Annotated in this window: 18 protein-coding genes; 6 read left to right on the plus strand and 12 right to left on the minus strand. The window is 46.6% G+C overall.

All coding sequences use genetic code 11. The annotated features are described in order from the left end of the window. Positions 1-159 precede the first annotated feature (159 nt). From poxB to MKX40_RS16820, 8 genes are all read right to left on the minus strand, one after another. On the minus strand, positions 160-1,887 hold the full coding sequence (gene poxB, locus MKX40_RS16785) for a ubiquinone-dependent pyruvate dehydrogenase (protein ID WP_339234198.1): 1,728 nt from the start codon (positions 1,885-1,887) through the stop codon (positions 160-162). Between the two features lie 498 nt (positions 1,888-2,385). Next, positions 2,386-3,147 (minus strand): SDR family oxidoreductase, encoded by a 762-nt coding sequence (locus tag MKX40_RS16790; RefSeq protein WP_339234201.1) that lies wholly within the window; start codon positions 3,145-3,147, stop codon positions 2,386-2,388. A gap of 151 nt (positions 3,148-3,298) precedes the next feature. Further along, entirely contained in the window at positions 3,299-3,604 is a 306-nt protein-coding gene (locus MKX40_RS16795) for a Dabb family protein (RefSeq protein ID WP_339234203.1), read from the minus strand. Positions 3,605-4,042: 438 nt separating this feature from the next. After that, positions 4,043-4,294, minus strand: a complete 252-nt coding sequence (locus tag MKX40_RS16800) for a type B 50S ribosomal protein L31 (RefSeq protein WP_278294759.1) — start codon at positions 4,292-4,294, stop codon at positions 4,043-4,045. A gap of 144 nt (positions 4,295-4,438) precedes the next feature. Continuing rightward, positions 4,439-4,714, minus strand: coding sequence for an HPr family phosphocarrier protein (locus MKX40_RS16805; protein WP_339234207.1), 276 nt, complete (start codon positions 4,712-4,714; stop codon positions 4,439-4,441). Positions 4,715-4,885: 171 nt separating this feature from the next. Then, positions 4,886-5,953, minus strand: coding sequence for an NAD(P)-dependent alcohol dehydrogenase (locus MKX40_RS16810; RefSeq protein ID WP_339234209.1), 1,068 nt, complete (start codon positions 5,951-5,953; stop codon positions 4,886-4,888). Between the two features lie 81 nt (positions 5,954-6,034). Then, positions 6,035-8,176, minus strand: coding sequence for an alpha-glucuronidase family glycosyl hydrolase (locus tag MKX40_RS16815; protein ID WP_339234212.1), 2,142 nt, complete (start codon positions 8,174-8,176; stop codon positions 6,035-6,037). Continuing rightward, positions 8,173-10,362 carry a glycoside hydrolase family 52 protein gene (locus MKX40_RS16820; RefSeq protein ID WP_339234214.1) on the minus strand — a complete coding sequence of 730 codons (2,190 nt, stop codon included), beginning with the start codon at positions 10,360-10,362 and terminating at the stop codon, positions 8,173-8,175. The genes MKX40_RS16815 and MKX40_RS16820 overlap by 4 nt, the downstream gene beginning before the upstream one ends. A gap of 219 nt (positions 10,363-10,581) precedes the next feature. Between MKX40_RS16820 and MKX40_RS16825 the strand changes: the two genes are divergently transcribed. Next, positions 10,582-11,493 (plus strand): AraC family transcriptional regulator, encoded by a 912-nt coding sequence (locus MKX40_RS16825; protein WP_339234216.1) that lies wholly within the window; start codon positions 10,582-10,584, stop codon positions 11,491-11,493. A 31-nt stretch (positions 11,494-11,524) separates the two neighbouring features. Here MKX40_RS16825 and MKX40_RS16830 read toward each other — a convergent pair whose 3' ends face one another. Next, the gene (locus tag MKX40_RS16830; RefSeq protein WP_339234218.1) at positions 11,525-12,928 is read right to left on the minus strand and encodes an aldehyde dehydrogenase; all 1,404 of its coding nucleotides are present in this window, start codon (positions 12,926-12,928) and stop codon (positions 11,525-11,527) included. A gap of 90 nt (positions 12,929-13,018) precedes the next feature. Further along, complete coding sequence (locus tag MKX40_RS16835; protein ID WP_076331658.1) at positions 13,019-13,321, minus strand: metalloregulator ArsR/SmtB family transcription factor; 303 nt, start codon at positions 13,319-13,321, stop codon at positions 13,019-13,021. Between the two features lie 285 nt (positions 13,322-13,606). Between MKX40_RS16835 and MKX40_RS16840 the strand changes: the two genes are divergently transcribed. The 5 genes from MKX40_RS16840 (at position 13,607) to MKX40_RS16860 (ending at position 17,589) form a co-directional block, all read left to right on the plus strand. Continuing rightward, a complete protein-coding gene (locus MKX40_RS16840; protein WP_339243107.1) occupies positions 13,607-14,281 on the plus strand; it encodes a GntR family transcriptional regulator in 675 nt (224 codons plus the stop codon). A 40-nt stretch (positions 14,282-14,321) separates the two neighbouring features. After that, a complete protein-coding gene (gene uxuA / locus MKX40_RS16845; protein ID WP_339234221.1) occupies positions 14,322-15,389 on the plus strand; it encodes a mannonate dehydratase in 1,068 nt (355 codons plus the stop codon). Next, the gene (locus tag MKX40_RS16850; protein WP_150366785.1) at positions 15,386-16,249 is read left to right on the plus strand and encodes an SDR family oxidoreductase; all 864 of its coding nucleotides are present in this window, start codon (positions 15,386-15,388) and stop codon (positions 16,247-16,249) included. Before uxuA ends, MKX40_RS16850 begins: the two co-directional genes overlap by 4 nt. 213 nt (positions 16,250-16,462) lie before the next feature. After that, positions 16,463-17,191, plus strand: a complete 729-nt coding sequence (locus MKX40_RS16855; protein ID WP_339234224.1) for a DUF421 domain-containing protein — start codon at positions 16,463-16,465, stop codon at positions 17,189-17,191. A 26-nt stretch (positions 17,192-17,217) separates the two neighbouring features. Next, positions 17,218-17,589, plus strand: a complete 372-nt coding sequence (locus MKX40_RS16860; RefSeq protein ID WP_339234225.1) for a DUF4363 family protein — start codon at positions 17,218-17,220, stop codon at positions 17,587-17,589. Between the two features lie 101 nt (positions 17,590-17,690). Here MKX40_RS16860 and MKX40_RS16865 read toward each other — a convergent pair whose 3' ends face one another. Both MKX40_RS16865 and MKX40_RS16870 read right to left on the minus strand, forming a co-directional pair. Further along, entirely contained in the window at positions 17,691-18,392 is a 702-nt protein-coding gene (locus MKX40_RS16865) for a M50 family metallopeptidase (RefSeq protein WP_339234226.1), read from the minus strand. 43 nt (positions 18,393-18,435) lie between these two features. Further along, a complete protein-coding gene (locus MKX40_RS16870; protein ID WP_339234228.1) occupies positions 18,436-18,918 on the minus strand; it encodes a hypothetical protein in 483 nt (160 codons plus the stop codon). Positions 18,919-19,061: the final 143 nt, after the last annotated feature.

Genomic DNA, 19,061 nt, shown 5'->3' on the forward strand with positions numbered 1-19,061 from the left:
TATGTATCCATATTATATGACATGTCACATTTTCATCATTTCATGGAAGGAGCACGCAACTAGAATGTCTTGTTGCATGCTCTCTTTATTACATAAATAACCCTATTAAAATTAGTGGTTCCACACCTTCAAACGTGCATATCCACTTTAACGTAACGCCTATCTCAGCAAATTGGTTTTTGCCAATTCAATGATCTCGTCACCGCGTCCGTTCAGCACGGCTTTCATCATCCATAAGGTGAATCCTTCTGCCTGTTTGAACTCAATTTTCGGAGGTAAGGACAATTCCTGACGATTCACCACGACATCAATCAGTACAGGACCATCATGCTGAAGTGCACGCTGTACAGCCCCTTCCAGTTCAGCCGGATCTTCAACGCGAATGCCTTCCATGCCCATCGCCTGGGCAACCATCGCAAAGTTCGGATTGACAAGCTCTGTTCCCGACTCCAGGAATCCGGCAGCCTTCATCTCTAGCTCAACAAAACCAAGTGCTCCATTATTAAACACCACAACCTTGATCGGCAGATTATGCTGTTTCAATGTCAACAGATCACCCATCAGCATCGTAATACCACCATCACCCGACAACGAGATGACTTGTCTGCCGGGATCAGCGACCTGGGCACCAATCGCTTGTGGCAGCGCATTGGCCATCGTACCGTGACTAAATGAACCGAGCAGTCTGCGGTTGCGGCTCATCTCAATATAACGGGCTGCCCATACTGTCGGTGTACCGACATCACATGTGAAGATGGCATTCTCTGCGGCGGCATCACTAATGACCTTGGTCAGGTACTGCGGATGGATGGGCTTTTTACCCGGTTTTCCAACAGCCAGCTCGTCCAGTTCTTTACGTACTTTCACATAACGATCCACACTTTTACGCAAATGTTTGTCACTGTGTTCTTCTGTTAGATATGGAAGCAAGGTTTCAATGGTCGATTTTACATCCCCACACACGCCGTAATCCAGCTTCGTACGACGGCCGAGATGGGAAGATTGTATGTCGACCTGAAGTACTTTTGCATCTTCGGGATAGAATTGACGATATGGGAAATCCGTTCCCAGCATCAATAATACATCACAGTCCATCATGGCATGATAACCGGATGAATACCCGATCAGGCCGGTAAGACCGACGGAATAGGGGTTGTCATACTCCAGATATTCCTTGCCTCTTAGCGCAATAACCATGGGGGATTTCAACCGATCACAGAGCTGCATCAGGGGTTCACGAGCGCCCGCGCAGCCTGCACCGCACAACAATGTAATTTTTTTGCCTTGATTCAGATATTCCGCCAATTTCATGAGTTCCGGCTCAGAAGGATGGACCACAGGGTTGGTCGCATGATACACATGTTCAGGCACAGGTAGGTCCGCCGCCTCAAGTCCAGCTACATCCCCCGGCAATACAACGACAGATACACCTGAACGTGCGACTGCTGTCTGGATCGCCATCGTAAGGGAACGAGGCATCTGTTTTGCTGTTGTAATCACTTCACAATAATCACTGCATTCCTGAAACAGATACTCCGGATGAGTCGCCTGAAAATATTCGCTACCAATCTCGTCACTTGGGATATGTGCAGCGATGGCGAGTACAGGCACACGATTGCGATGACAATCGTACAGACCGTTAATCAGATGCATGTTACCCGGACCGCTGCTACCTGCGCAGACAGCGATACTTCCACTGACCTCAGCGTCTGCCCCGGCAGCAAAAGCAGCCACTTCCTCATGCCGCACATGAATCCACTCGATCTTGCCTGAACGACGGATGGAGTCAAGCACCGCATTCAAAGAGTCTCCAACAATGCCATATATTCGTTTGATGCCAGCGTTCAATAAGGATTCAACCAGAACGTCCGCGACTGTTTTTTTCATAAGTGATGGGTCTCCTTTGATAGCTCATTTTGATTATGTTTCCACTCGGGTAATATACCTATTCTTATACCCCAATCTGCTGAAAACCGAACCAAATCATATGTATATCTGGATATATGAATAATTAAGCACCTTATAACGGTTGTTTCATTGTTAGCAAAATTCCAAAAAATTAGGCTTTTCAAAAAGAATACCGCTTCTCTCCAATGACTAACGAACGCCGACGAACCTACTGCACCTTAAAAGGAAGATTATCATCAGTTGCAAGATTTAACGAACCCCAGCAACGCTATATAGTCATAAACGGGCTTCTACACCTAAAAAATCAAGTGAATCGACGAAATAACGTCTCTGTGATTCGTTAGATCTCAGATCTCGGCAAATGGGGGCGAATAACGTGTGTCAGGTTCATTACAAAAAAAACAAAGCAAAGAGGATGCCCCCGCCATATTCATGACTTATGGGACACCCTCATTAAGGTTGAACTCTTATTCGTATTTAGATGGCAGGCATCACATTTCCACCACTTACCGGGATATAGGCACCTGTGATAAATGAGGACAGATCCGAAGCGAGAAAAGCAACTGCATTGGCAATTTCCTGATCTTCACCCCTGCGCTTCAGTGGCACGGTACGCGTGTATGCTTCATCGTGTCCAGGCTCACTGGAGCGATCACGTTCACTGATTGTCCATCCAGGTGCAACCTGGTTTACGGTAATCTGATACTCGCCAACTTCCTTGGCTAGCACGCGATATACGCCATCCATTCCACGCTTACCAGCGGTGTAGGCCGATTGGTGAGCGAAGTTTTGCATCGCACATTCGGTATTAATGCCAATAAAGCGACCTGCTTTGACGTTTTGCATATGTGGAATGAAAGCTTTGGCAAGATACACACTCTGCATAACACAGGACTCGAACTGACTCAAATAATCTTCAGGAGACTGTTCCAACACCGTTGTCCATTCATATTGAATGACCGCATTGGCAACGACGATATCCACTCCGCCGAGGACAGGCTGAATTTCATCACGAATCCGAAATGCCGTATCCTGCTTCGTAATATCTCCCTGTACAATTACAGCCTTACGACCAAGTGCTTCAATCTCACCCTGGAGCTCCCGAGCTTTGGTATCATTATTAATGTAATGTAAAGCCAGATTGGCGCCACAGTTGGCCAACGTGCGTGCGATGACTCTCCCCAGTTGTCCGGTTGCGCCTGTAACAAGAGCCGTTTTTCCTGTGAGATCCAATTGCATAACAGCGAAAACCTCCTTTAATTTATTTTAACGAAAACGGTTTCGGGAAGTGTTGTATTATCTCTACAATCACGCATTATGAAGAGAAGAATACAGCATTGTACAATGCTGTATATGGTAAGTCAGCTTGCTTCCCTATATGTAGAGAATATTAATGATTATGCTGGATCAGATCAATTTCCTGGAAGCGACTGACTTCCTTTTCCCAACGCTCTTCTACATATTGACGGTGAACCGGGTGATTGTTGTATGCATCATACGCAGCCTGATCCGCGAAGACCATCGAGAAGCTGTAGTCAAACTCATTCTTCTCACTTACCTGTCTCAGAACCCGAAATTGCTCTACCCCAGGAATGGCTGCCAGTGCATCCGAACTTTCCTTCAAAAAGGCTTCTGCCTCCGGTGTATCTTTACCTGCGTATAGTGTAAACGTTACCATATGTGTGATGCTGCTCATCTCTATTTCCTCCTTCATATGTTCTTGCTCTGTTTTCTAGTGTACATCCGAATGTGTTGTAAGCGCAATAATTGGTTGAATTAATTTTTAATCAGATGGTTATCTCTATATAAATTGAACTACAGAATATTTACACTGGTCACTTTGATGACAGAACAACCTTCCGATCGCTGTTATCCCCAGATTTTTTTGATTCCTTCTATAAAAGGGGTAAATCCGGGGATAGCTTATGCTTCCGATGTAGCTTTCTTGCAGAAAGCTTGTAGGCGAACGCTACGCTTATTCAGGTTCTTTCTGTCCTCTCCGTTTTGTGTAAATGTTTAGTTCAATTTATATAGTTACAAATATTAATTAAAAATCACAAGGTTTTACCCTGAATATGTACACAAAAAAACCTCAGGACGAACCCCGAGGTTTTCTTGTAATGTATGGACAAACTTATTTGTTGATGTTGTATTTACGGTTAAATTTATCAACACGACCACCGATATCCACGTTTCTTTGTTTACCAGTGAAGAACGGGTGGGATGCGGAGCTAGTGTCCACACGGATTACCGGGTAAGAGTTACCATCTTCCCATTCCATAGTTTCGTTAGAGGACTTCGTGGAAGAACTCAGGAATTTGTAATCAGCACTTGCATCGTAAAAAATTACGATTTGTGTCTTTGGATGGATGTCAACTTTTGGCATAATCTATTTACACTCCTTTAATATGGGTACTTCTTTAGAATCAAACTAAATTTTATTATACTCTTTTTTTGGACAAAGTACCAGCAGGATTTGAGGAATAGCCAAAAAAAATATGATATCTGTGATTTTGCACCTGATCAGGTGTTACGCCGTCCCTTTCTCCAGTACATTCAGCATGTACTCCAAAGCCTCCAGTTCATCCCTGCCCCTTGTCTGTAATCTGACAACACTACCATATCGAATGGGTAGTAACGCCATTCCAAGCAGGCTTTTGACATCTACACGATGCTCATGCTCAGACTCCATATACGACAAAATAATATCCGAGGAAAAACGTGACGCTTGAGAAGATACCGACATCAGATCATCCCGATGAAAATCAGCGTGAATCATAAATTCATGTACTCTCACAACTTTCATTTCCTTTCGCTAGGTACTTATTCAAGGTACTTATTCACCATGATGGTGTGTATCCTTTTATATATTAAAATCTTCATGAATTATACCATGTTATGGGAGCTTGTCTATCCCTTAATTTTGTGAAAAAAACAAAAAAAGAGTCCTGAACTGCCGGACTCTCTCAAGTTGTGCCTATCTGCCGTTCGGATATACCATGACCTTCAGACTACCGCTCTTATTGTGTAATGCACGTTCCATCGCCTGCTGTGTCTCTTCGAGTGAATAACGATCTGTAATCAGGGACATTACGTCATGCTGGCCGGAGCTCAGGAACTCGATCCCTGCCGGATACGTGTTGGCATAACGGAATATGCCATAGATATCAACTTCATTGTCCGCAATAAATGGAACATTGAGTGCAATCTCATCCTGTGCAGGCAGACCCACAATCGCAAGTTTACCTCCACGTCGAAGGGAATACAGAGCAGATTGTAGCGCCTTTGGATTGCCCGCTGTTTCCCATGCGGTATCGACACCCACACCACCTGTTAACTCGCGAATCACAGCCAGCGCATCTTCATTCCGCACATTAATGGCATGAGTGGCACCCATGCGGCGTGCCGCTTCTAGCCTAACTTCTTCCAGATCCGTTACAATGATCTTCTCTACACCGAAAGATTTGGCAGCAGCCACAGCCATGAGTCCAACTGGACCCATGCCCATAATCGCCAGGGTTGTACCCGGAGCCAATTTGCTCCGGCGTGCAGCGTGAATCCCAACGGAGAATGGCTCGTTCATTGCTGCTTCTTCATAAGACAGATGATCTGGAATCGGGAATACCATATCTTCACGCATCACCATGTATTGTACAAATGCGCCATCCACGGGAGGGGTCGCCAGAAATTGTACATCCGGACACAGGTTATAGCGACCTTCCTTGCATGCCGTGCAACGTCCGCAAGTCACCCCAGGCTCAATAGCAACCCGATCCCCTGTTTTCAAACGTGATACGTTCGAGCCCACAGCAGCAATGATCCCCGCACACTCATGACCCAGAATGATCGGTTTTTCCACGACAAATCTGCCTATGCGCCCATGTTCGAAATAATGCACATCCGAGCCGCACACCCCGACAGCCATCACCTGGATTAACACCTCATCCGCTTCTGGTTGGGGAACGGGTTGTTCCTCAATAATAATATGTCCTGGCTTTGTCATGACTGCGGCCTTCATGTTCTCGGGCAGTTGATGTTGTCCCATACGTATCTCCTCCTCAGGTATGTCCATGCTGTCTATTCTACATCAAAGAAAACAAGGTATCTTCCCTCTTTACATCACCAATCAATAGATTGTTCGACCTTGTTCATCCGCAATACCGCTCTTGCGATAGAAATACGTATTGATCATGTCCCGCCATTCCTTGGCATGTTCGGCCTGGTTATCCTGTAATGAAGCAACTTTGCTGAAAATAACCGGGTCGATATGGCCCTCAAGCTGTCTCCATGTCTCAGCTAATGCCTCTGCCTGTGCAACACCTTCAAAATGTGTATCATAAATATGCTGAATGACCGTTTTACCAGAATGCAGAACATGGGTATATGGCACGTGATGGAAAAATAAGATCAACTCATCCGGACAGGTGTCCAAGGACTCATAGCGATCCGCATTCTCAGGGTGATACTGTGAGGTGTATCCTGTACCGCTCTTCACGGTTCGATCTACACCAATGCCATGACAATCGGCAAAGTGATACGTCCCCCATTTGGAATACTCGTATCCATCTACATTCGGTCCATAATGATGTTCGGGATTAACCATCCAACCCACACCGAGAGGCGCCGTATAATTCTCATAGATATCTAGTGAAGTCAAAAGCATATCCGTAACCTTCCGCACGACTTCGTCTTCATGTCCAAATGTGAGTCTCACCCACTCATCGGCAATCTCTTCTGCCGACAGCTCCGGATTCCACGCAAGTCTCCCGTATCCATACAGATTCGCCTGCGCGAGTGGGTGTCCTGTCCAACAGGCATCAGCACCAATGTTGGAGACTGCCGCGAAGCCGCTGTGAGGTCGTTTATACAGAGAACCATCCGCGATTCTCTTGATCTCTGAACCTTTGCCTTTGGCGTAGGTGTCAAAGTCCAATACTTCTTTCCACTGGGGAACCAGATAACAGAGATGACGCTGTTGTCCGGTATACTCCTGTGTGATCTGGAATTCAATCACCTGATTCGTATGTTCCATGGCTCCGAACAGTGGGGATACCGCCTCCCTCACCTGAAAGTCCATCGGCCCATTCTTGATCTGCAAAATGACATTTTCGGCAAAACGCCCGTCCAACGGCGTAAAGTGGTCATATGCTGCACGTGCACGGTCAGTGGAACGATCCCGCCAGTCCTGCTTGCAGTTATAGACGAAGCAACGCCATATCACCAATCCACCGAATGGTCGAAGGGCTTCCGCCAGCATGTTTGCACCATCAGCATGATCACGGTTATACGTGAACGGTCCCGGACGATTCTCGGAGTCTGCCTTGATCAGGTAACCGCCAAAATCCGGAATGGCTGCGTACACCTTGGCCGTTTGAATGTTCCACCATTCCCGTACCTGCGCATCCAGCGGATCTGCTGTACGTAACCCGCCAATCTCGATTGGACTCGCGTAGTTGGCGCTCAGGAACAATCGAATACCATACGCTCTGAATTCAGCAGCAACCTTCGCCACATCGCTAAGGTAACGTTCCGTCAAAAACAAGCTCTCACGGCGGTGTACATTGACATTATTGATCGATATGGCATTGATGCCTGTCGAAGCGAGTAAACGTGCGTAGTCCCTGATGCGGTCCAAGTCCAGTGTGAATTCCCCGTTATCATAGAAAATGGAGTCTCCTGCGTATCCACGTTCAATGCTGCCGTCCACGTTATCCCACTGATTGATCATCCGTAGCGCATTGGTAGGCTGCTCTGTAATGAAGCTCCATTTACTCACAGCGCCATCCGCCTCACTTGCACTTCCTTGATCCATTGTCAGTTCCCGAAGCAGATGGAATGCACCATACAATAATCCTTGGGGAGTCTCTGAACCAATGACCAGCACACCCTCGCTTTCACGAATGATGTACCCTTCTCCTTGAACAGCAGAACGCTCTGTCTCACTGAACGACGCAGCCACCGAATCGCTCCCTGTCCAAGTACCGATTCGTATGGCGGGCTCGGAATCGTGATTGTGCCGCTCACTTTGCTGAGCATCAGACAGCTGACTGACTGTCGGTTTCACGCCATACAGCTTCTCCAGTCCCCGTGAAAGTTCGGTCAGCGCTGTTGTGATTACTCCATGCTTCTCTTCCGCCAGTATCAGCTTGCTCCACGCAGGAGCCTTCTTACGGGCAATTCCATTCGCTTTTGGCAATTCGGAGTGATACCCCAGCCATGCATCATACTGTGGACCTGACAAAGTAGATTGAACGATAGATTGGTTCATTGTACCGCCTCCTTGGTAGCATAGATCTGTGCAAGGTGATTCCCTTTTCCTTCGAGTAGCCATAGAATCGACGTTACACCACGCGGATAGTACTTGCTGCCAACCGCTACACCAGACAGGATCTGATCACTCCAGCACCAGTACGATTCCTCCGGATGCAACAGCCAGTTGACATGAGCCGCGTCTGCTGCCTTGCCTGTCTCATTCCATTCCACATCCAGCAGCTCTCTAGCGATGAACTGGGACAGATAGATTTTGCTCAGCCACGAGTTATTGCTTGTTGAGGACAGTTTCCAGCCTCCATCTTCGAACAGGCATGTTCCTGGTACAAGAACCGTCTTCAGATGAGTTTGGAGTGCTTTCAGATAAGGTCCAAAACGACCATTGATATCCAATGCTGCTTCACAGCCTGTAAAGTAAGGGAATACCAGACCTTCAATCGCCGGAATGATTCGGGAATCATTATTTTCTGCAATAACAGCTGGAATGTAGCCGCCATCCGTCAACTGTGCAGCAATACTGGCTGCGCAGCGATCCGCCTGAAGCCCCGCTTGATGTGACAGATCCGCCAACTTCTCCGTTGCGAACAGCTTCTCCAATGCAACATAGACCGCCCAACATTTACCCGCCAGATAGATATTATTGCGCGACTGACCCAGTGACACATCAAGGCTGTCATAAGTTGTAATTTCCGCTCCACCTTGGGTACGGCTGCTATCTAGGCCCATCAGACCGTTACGCTGCTCCGCGATAGGATGGTCACGATTAAGCATACTTTCGAAGCAATTTTGGATAACAGGCAGCATGTTTTTCACAAATGCTTGATCCTGTGTCTGTTCAATGTATACGGTCGCGCAGCAGAGCCAGTTCACCAGTTCCTCGTGGCTCATCTGTGAAAAGCAGTCGTCAATGCCAACCAGTTCATATGCCGAGTGTCCGGGGCGTGAGAACACGTTGGCAACACCCATATCATGGGTAAAGGTTATTCCGCCCGGATGTAACTTTTCTTCCCCCGGGAAACGAACCTGATCGGTATAACTGTATCGTTTGACAAACCACTCCAGCTCATTACGCACCGTCCATGGATTCAAGGCAAGCTCGAAGTACAACTGATCGGCCGTCAGATCAAGTGTGTTCATCATCCGATACTCCCCTTCGTTCACCACCCAGAGTGGCTCGCCATCGGCATCCAGCAATTGAGTACTGGCATAATAACTGTGAATGGAATGAGCAAGCATGAATGATTGATCTTCGGTCAAAGCAGCCGTTCCAAGGCGCTGTTCAACCTCTCCACAGGATGCGGTCAACTCACTGAATCGTTGGAGTGCATACGCTCCTGTTGCCTGAATATCGGAGAAGTAGCGCGTATACCAATACGTTGTGTCCATTCCAGTTGTCACAATGCCCCCGCGATAGAAACATACGGCGAATTGATACGTACGTTTCTCTCCAGCCGGCACCTCCATCAGTAGTGCAGCGGTTGAGCCAAGTCCAAATGCCAGATTATCCCGATGTTTCTCCTGCAAGAGCTTCTCCAGCGTGAATCCGCGTGCTGGCCACAGTCCGTCATCTGCCGACATAATCGCTGTAAGTCGACCTTGTCCCACACCTGTGATGGAGCCGCCCTCAGGTCCCCCAATTAGACGCATTGCAGAGTACGGATCATTGCCCTGATAGCCAAAATAGGCTTTACGTGCTTGCTGACCTTGCGTATTGTCAATCGTCATCTCGACCAACACGGCAGGTACGAGTGCATCCATTAAGGCTTCACGATCTCCACTCGTTGGATCAGGTACTGGACGTACAGGCGAGTAGATACAAAATGTCAGATCTCCTGCAGTCCATGTATCTGTACCTGAGGTGAATTCACGGGTAATCTCTTCATCACGAAAAGCCGCAATCAGAGGTTGCGGAACTTTAGACGCTGTGGTCAGCGCCGTGTCACCATTTTCCAACTTCTCTACATCATAACGGCTGCTCTCATCCTCGGAAGCTTCATAAAAAGGAAGCGCCTGATAATTCTCTCCATCGCGAGATTGTAATCCAATATATACATTCTGGTCTGCCGGTTTGCCGAGCTCAAGACCCAGCCCGCCTTTGGCTCCTTTATATCCCAGTGTAAAACTCGCAAAAGCACCAATCGGTGCGTGATGTGCGTTATAAAAGATGGATTTCGATGTGCTCACGAATCATAACCCCTCTCAAAATAGTTTGCATACGTTTTCATTAGCCCCATCCTAACATGTGGTTCCACCACAGACCATGATCAAATCAATCTGATATTTACCCAAATCAAGCTGATAGACTATAATGGATTAAAGCGGTTACACAAAAGCATTCCATTTGAAATACGTACGTAATCAAAAGCGCTTTTTTGAACAATCTCTATAAAAGGGGGATCTTCCATGTCGTCAACGTTCTTGCCTCCTGCTTTGGGAGAAAGTGTCCATGAAGTTTTTTATCCAGATGTGCAAACAACGGTCAATCTGTTCGCCATTCATTTACGAAGAGTTGGTACGGACTGGGATTATCCGGCGCATGAGCACCCTCAATATGAACTGAATTATGTTACCGAAGGCGAGCAAAGGATGATGGTGAACGGTACCCTATATATTCAAAAGGCTGGCGAACTGCTCCTGATTCCACCGGGAAGCATTCATTCCAGTCAGAGCCATAACGGCAAGGGATTCACGTATTTTTGTATGCACTTTGATATTGATGATCAGTTGTTCCTATCGTTGTTGGCACGCATCAAGCAAATACGATTCAGCGCGGATAGTCCGGTTACACAGCAGATTGAGCCGGTTTTACACAAATTGATGTCATCTGCGGATGATGAAACTGCTAATACGATGGTGCAGCGTATGCAGTTGCAATCTGCGGTATTCGAATTATTTGGTCATCTGTGGGAGGCGGTCTCGCAAGAGGCAGCACAATGGTTTACCGACGGACATGAAAAGATCGAACTCGCCCACCAGATTCGCAATCGACTGCAGGGCCTGATGAGTCAGCAATTCAAACAGGGACACGAATCGAGTGGTCACTATGGCATTGATGATATTGCAGCCGAGCTGGGTATCAGTTCTTCTCACTGTAATCGCGTGTTCAAGCAGGTATTTGGTCAGTCTCCCCGTGCTGTATTGTCCCAGTTGGTTTTGCATGAAGCGAAGCTACTTCTGGGCAATCCGAAGCTATCCGTTCAGAATATTGCCGTCATGCTTGGTTACAAGGATATTGCCCATTTCAGTCGTCAATTCAAGCGCTGGTCCGGCATGTCACCATCCCGTTACCGACAGGAAAAGCCTGCTCTGGAGTGAAATCCAGTAGCAGGCTTTTTGTCTTTCTTATTTATTTCAACAAACGTTTAATCAGCTTCAGCTTGTTATCATAAGGTGGATACAGAATCGGCAGATTCAGTTTGGTGCTTTTTTTCAGTACACTTTTGAGATGGGAGAACGTTTCGAAGCTGTACTTTCCATGATATGAACCAACACCGGAATGACCAACACCGCCAAACGGCAGACGCGGATTCGCAACATGTGTGATCGTATCGTTAATGCAGCCACCTCCAAAAGAAACTTCCCGCAGCACCTTGTCCTGAATCTGTGTGTCGGAAGTGAACAGATACAAGGCGAGTGGTTTCGGCCGCTTTACGATTTCCACAATGGCTTCATCAAGCTTACTATAGCTAATGATCGGCAGAATCGGTCCAAAAATCTCATCTTCCATCGTCGCTGCATCCCAGGATTCAGCATCAATTAATGTAGGTTCAATGAAACGGTCTTCCTCATCCGATGCGCCACCATATATCACTTTGGCCTGATCCCGTTCGATCAACGTCGTCAGACGTTTAAAATGACCCTTGTTCACGATCCGCCCATAGTCCTTGTTGTGCTGGATATCCGACCCAAAGAAGGATACGATCGCTGCTTTCATCTCCGTAATTAACGGTTCCTTCACGCGCTCATGCACGAGCAAATAATCGGGTGCGATACAGGTCTGTCCTGTATTGAGCAGTTTGCCCCATATAATGCGCTGCGCAGCTACTTTGATATCCGCCTGTTCATCAACGATGACCGGACTCTTGCCTCCCAGTTCTAACGTAACGGGAACGAGATTTTTGGCAGCTGCCTCCATCACAATCTTGCCTACCGGTACACTGCCTGTAAAAAAGATATAGTCAAATGGCGCATTAATCAGCGCTGTCGTTGTGTCTTTGGCACCTTCAAGCACTTGTACGTATGCCGGTTCGAACACACTCGCAATCATTTCTCTTACAACAGCGGACACTGCCGGTGTATTCTCTGACGCTTTGAGCACGGCTGTGTTGCCTGCCGCAATCGCCCCTACCAATGGTTCAATTAAGAGTTGAAATGGATAATTGAATGGTCCGATGATCAGAACGGCTCCATAGGGTTCAGGTATAATAACACTTTTGGACCCCAAGAGTGCCATTTGCGTTTTCACTTTAACGGGTTTCACCCATTTTTTCACTTTACGAATGGTGTGTGTAATGCTGTCCATCATAAATCCAATCTCGGTCGTGTAGGATTCGAACTCGCTTTTGCCCAAATCCTGATGTAGAGCTTCTGTCAGTCTGGTCTCATACTTTTGAATCGCCTGCTTGAGTTGGGTCAGACGGGCAATTCGAGCTTCTGCTGATCGTGTGGCCCCGGAATGAAAGAATTGTCGTTGCTGCTCCAAAATCAGTTCAACTTCCTGACTGGTTACTTCCTGCATAGTCGTTGTCATATATACATACTCCTCTGTTTAGTTTTGATTAAGAGTTTAAACTTACGAACCTATTAGGTACATGCAAAAGCATGTTACAGCACTATTCCTCTACAGGCACTCTTCTTCCAAAGCAGCTACCAGTTCCTTCAGCAGTTCCACCGATGCATTCAATGAAGCCGAATAATATCGCTGTGTGCCCTTTTGTTCCACGGATATAAGCCCCTTCTCTAACAAAAGCTTGAGATGATGAGATATGGCTGGCCGGGATAGACTGGATTGCTCAGTAATTTCATTCACGGTCATTCTGCCCTTCTCGGTGAGTGTCAGCAAAATGGCTTGACGGTGATTGTCACTTAACACCTGAAATAACGGGATACAGGTTTGAAAAACGCTAATTGCTTTTTGTCCCATGGTTTCACCTCTATACGATTTCTGTATATTTCTTTATCAATATTCCAACGTGTAATTTCTCCGTTATTTGCGTCTGTTGGTTTAAACATTCGAACCTAATAAACTGAATTGTACTCTGCATTTCCTTGAACTGCAAGTGAATCATCAACTAAATTTAATATAATGCCGATAAAGCGCTTCCATACTACCATACAAGTATGGTAGTATGTCAATGAAGGAGTTGAAGTTGTGGAATATACCCCGAAGTTATCATCCAAAGCCGGTTTGTTACCTGTTGCGAGCAGCATGTCCTCCATGAATAAACAATCTTATTCAACGCGAGATGTCGTTTACTTCACGCTGAAACAACTCATTTTAAGTCTGAAAATGCCTCCAGGAACAGCTATTTCTGAGAAGGAAATTTCAATGGAGTTTCAGGTAAGCCGGACACCTGTTCGAGAGAGTTTTGTAAGACTTGCTCAGGAAGGTCTGCTGGAAGTGTATCCACAGCGTGGCACATACGTCTCTCTGATTCAGGTCGATCTCGTTGAGGAAGCACGGTTCATGCGTGAACAGCTCGAACGAGCCGTAATCAGGCTCGCCTGCGAGAACTTTCCAAACGAACAAATGGTAGCTCTTGAACAGAACCTTGCGTGGCAGCAGGAATGCAGGATCAAACCGGATGATGAACGAATGTTTCAATTGGATGAGGAATTCCATAGCACTCTTTTTGCAGGCTGCAATAAAAGCAACATCTGGACTGTTATCCAGCAGATGAATGTACATTTGAATCGAAGTCGCATGTTACGCCTGTCCTCGGATCATCAGTGGGATCATTTAATTGAACAACACCTGTCGATGGTCAAGGCCATTCAACAGCATGATGCCGACACAGCAGAGCGACTGATGCAGGAACACTTGCATTTAACTGTTACCGATTTGGCTGTCCTGCAGGATACATATCCTTCCTATTTTCAATGACTGCATTTTTCTTACTACTATTCATGATGAGGTGAACGTGATGAGAATGGTTTTTCGCTGGTTCGGCGAAGGCAATGATACGGTAACGCTGGATCATATCCGGCAGATTCCGGGGGTTGAAGGTATTGTGTGGGCACTGCACGATGTTCCTGCTGGCGAGGAATGGCCAATGGACAAGATACTCGCTGTCAAAACGGCAGCGGATAAGGCCGGGTTACATCTGGATGTCGTTGAGAGTGTGAACATCCACGAAGATATCAAGTTGGGTCTGCCATCAAGGGATAAATACATTGCGAACTATATTAAAACGATGGAGAAACTGGCTCAGGTGGGTGTGAAGGTCATCTGTTACAACTTCATGCCGATCTTCGACTGGCTTCGCACGGATATGCACAAGGAAATGGAGGATGGTTCAACTGCCCTCTTCTATGAGCACAGTAAACTCGCAGATATAGAACCTCTAGAACTCGTTCGACGCATTACGGAAAACTCCGCACTTACCATGCCAGGTTGGGAACCGGAACGATTGCAGTATTTAACAGGTCTGTTCGAAGCCTACAAGGATGTAACCGAGGATCATATGTGGGAGCACGCACGTTATTTCCTGCAAGAGATTATGCCTACAGCCGAACGGCTGGGGATTCGAATGGCCATCCATCCGGATGACCCGCCTTGGCCAATCTTTGGATTGCCGAAGATTATTATAAGTCAGGAGAATGTTCGGAAATATTTGAATCTTTATGATAGCCCTTACAACAGTGTGACACTATGCAGTGGCTCTTTGGGAGCAAATGCGGATAATGACATTATCGGCATGATACACGAGTTCAAGGATCGGATTCCATTTGCCCACATTCGTAATGTCAAAATCTACGAAAACGGCGACTTTATCGAAACTTCACATCGCAGTCAGGATGGTAGTGTTGATATTGCGGGGGTTGTTGAGGCTTATCACGATATCGGTTATGAAGGTTATGCAAGACCCGACCACGGTCGTCATCTCTGGGGAGAACAGTGCCGACCTGGCTATGGACTCTATGACCGGGCTTTGGGAATCATGTATCTCTGGGGCGTCTGGGATTCCCTGCAAAGGAGGGCAAAAGCATGAGTGAACACCAATATGAACGCTCAACTCGTCTCGAAGGCAGAACAGTTGTAATCACCGGAGGTGCTGGGGTATTATGCCGCTCCATGGCGGAAGAACTCGCTCGACATGGTGCAAACGTAGCCATTCTGAACCGTACCGTGTCCAAGGGACAAGAAGTTGTAGCTACAATTGAAGCTGCGGGTGGCAGAGCGATTGCTGTTGCCTGTGACGTAACCCAGGCTGAGAGCGTGCAAGCGGCGGCAGATGCTGTGCTGGAGCAACTTGGACCCTGTGATATTCTTATTAATGGCGCCGGTGGCAATAACGCCAGTGCCAACACCACGAATGAAATTTTCAGATTGGAAGATCTGGCGCAGAGTGATGTCACTACGTTTTTCGATGTATCTGTAGAGGGATTTCGTCAGGTGATGGATCTGAATTTTGTCGGTTCTCTCATCCCCACTCAGATCTTTGCAAAACATATGATAGAGCGCGATGTTCCTGCCACTGTCATTAACATTTCTTCCATGAGCGCTCCATCGCCCATGACGAAAGTTCCAGCGTATAGTGCTGCGAAGGCCGCAATTAACAACTTCACGCAGTGGCTTGCCGTTCATCTGGCCGAATCCGGTATTCGTGTCAATGCTATTGCACCCGGGTTTTTCCTGACCGAGCAGAACCGTAATCTATTACTGCAACCAGACGGCTCACCTACGGAGCGTTCCAGTAAAATTATTGCACATACACCCATGCGCCGCTTTGGCAAACCGGAAGACCTGCTTGGCACATTGATGTGGCTTGCGGATGAAAGACAGTCCGGCTTTGTCACTGGCACAGTCATTCCGGTAGATGGTGGATTTATGGCGTACTCGGGTGTATAACGATAAAAGCGAATGCTTCCTTTTCATAGTTTTTTCTTTTATCTTCGTTACATGTAAATGATTCAGTTCAACTCATATAGGTCATTATTGAAACCGATACTTGGAATACTTATCCATGTGTCGGTTTTTTGCGTTCAAGCATAAGATCACCCAGCCTAGGAAATGCTTGTCATAGAGAATTGGAGAAGTGAAGTAAAGGAAGGTGATACATATATGATGGAAGAAACATGGGTTGTTGCAGTAAGGTCTATTATTGCCTTCCTGACCCTCATCATCTACACAAGGGTGCTGGGCAAACAGCAAATGGGTAACTTAACGTATTTTGATTACATTAACGGCATCACAATCGGCTCCATTGCGGGAACGTTTGCAACTGATCTTTCCTCCAAAGCGTGGATTCATTTTGTGGCCTTGACCATTTTCACAATCATTACGATCATCTTTCAGTATATTACACTGAAGAATCGTACCATCTCCAAACTAATGGACTCTGACCCCACATTGATCATCCAGAACGGTAAAATTCTCGAACAGAACCTGAGCAAAATGCGAGTTAAATTTGACGAGTTGACCATGATGCTTAGGCAAAAAGATGTATTTGATATCACGACGCTAGACTATGCCATTCTTGAACCGGATGGAAGCCTCTCCGTCGTTTTGAAACCTGAGAATCAGCCTGTAACCGCAAAAGACATGCATATGCACCCGCCCAAGAGCAAGCTGATGACAGAAATCATCATTGACGGCCTTCTGATTAAGCAGAATCTGGAGGAACGAAACAAGGATATCAATTGGCTCAGCGAGCAGCTGAAAAAGCAAAAGATCACGATACAGGATATTGCTTTTGCCGCGATATTGCCCAATGACAAATTGTATGTTGATCTGTTCAAGGACAAGATCACCGATAAAATCGATATGGGCGATTATGAGGGGCCTTTCTAAACTCTTTACATCAAGGAGGCGGTTGAATGAAAACGCGTTTCTGGCTGTTATATGTGCTTCCGATCTGCCTCATTCTTGTGTTCGTTGCAATTATGGCTAGCGGAGCCTTTCTTAAAAAGCCATTTGGCACCGATGATCGCTTGCTTGAATCTATACAAACATTAGAGAAACAGGTTGAGGGTAAAAAATGGACTGAAGCCAAGTCTCAAGTTAATTACGCCATGAAGGCCTGGGATAAAATTGTCAACCGCATTCAGTTCAGTGTGGAACGTGAAACCATATATGATATTCTGGGCACCCTTGCGCGGATCAAGGGCGGCGTTGCGGCAGAGGATGATAAGGCGATTATGGAAGAGATTTATTACTTTTATGTGCTATGGGAAAATCTCGGAGATTAAATTCCGTGTGATCTATATCCGATGTAAATCCAACAGCAAAAGGCACTCTCCCTTCAGGCAGAAAGGAGGTGCCTTCTTTGCTTGGTATATCTTCATATTCGTTACGCTCTTCGTAATCCCCGAGAACGTGATGATCGCGAAGTACTTTCTTTGCGGAAAAAGAGTGTCAGCGCACCTTTGGCGCACCACAGTGCAAACAAAGCAAACAGTGTTCCCCAGAATAGCGCCGGAAGGAATGTCTGCTGAGCGAGATTCGCGGCATCGCCTGCCCGAGAAGGTTGAGTCCAGGACATCAGTCCAACGTATACGGCACTAACGACAGACTCTTCCAGTGTAAGAAACGCCAGTAGTAGATAATAGTACTTCACAATCTTGGCACCGAAAATCATAATGACAACGTTAAGTACGATGAACCCGGTCAGCCATAACATGCCGAACTCTCCTCTTACATATAACAGGAGCGACACCAGAGCGACAGCCGTCATAATCCCGAGTCCCCACATATGCAAGCCTTTGCGGTATAAGTAAAACAACAGCCAGGCGAACAAGGATGCACTGATATATCCTGCGAGAGAAACCAATATAGATCTGCCTGGCGTCAGCATGGATGAATACGTTACACCGCTATGATCAGCGTACAATTCAATCCGCAGCACTTTACCCGACAATATTAACGTCATGAGTGCATGGCCGAATTCGTGGATCATCGTATCCAGGTTGCGGAACAGGGACGAGAATGGGATGAATCGTGTGAGAAAGACGGAGCCTAATAGAAAAAGTATCGTTTTGACCCATTTATTCAATCGTGTCATACCTCCTTTACCTTCAAATAAACAAGCCTATCCTTTATACTACGCTTTTTTCACTCGATTCGTTTCGGCTTCCGAACTGTAAAGCACAGTGCTCCATCCACCAGCAGAAGCTCCGATTGTGTCCAATGAAAAAAGAAGATAGATCATAGCGGCCTTTTTCGGCCTCTAGCGTAACGAGTAGTCGATTCCGCATCCGATGGAGCGCGTAGTGCACGAATTGATCGGCAACTTCACTTTGTACCAGAGTAACATAAGCATAGAGGGAATGATCAACAGGTTCATCAAGCGGACTCACCCCTGCACATGAAAATTCCGTCGTTACCCCCGCCTTCTGAAGGATGGACAATGCGTTCACGAGCTCGGCATCAACTTCAACACCGTTCCATATCTCCGTTTTCTTCGCAGAAACCGTATGTTTGTCGCGTTCCGTCCAGTGCATCAGCTCCAGCTTGCGCCGTCTCCACAGATGGGCAGGCTGTTCACTTAGCAGCACTTCATGTTCTTCATTTAAATTCATCCAATGCGTCCTCCTGTTCTCCTTGATCCGGTCACCTCATCAACAAAGAGAGAGCACATCCCTGTGCTCTCTGCTTCGCAAAAAGGCAAAGGAATGGCACTCCCATTCCTCAGCATGTTGTATTATTGTACCTTTTTCAGTGA

The organism is Paenibacillus sp. FSL R5-0517 (assembly GCF_037974355.1).
GTDB lineage: Bacteria > Bacillota > Bacilli > Paenibacillales > Paenibacillaceae > Paenibacillus.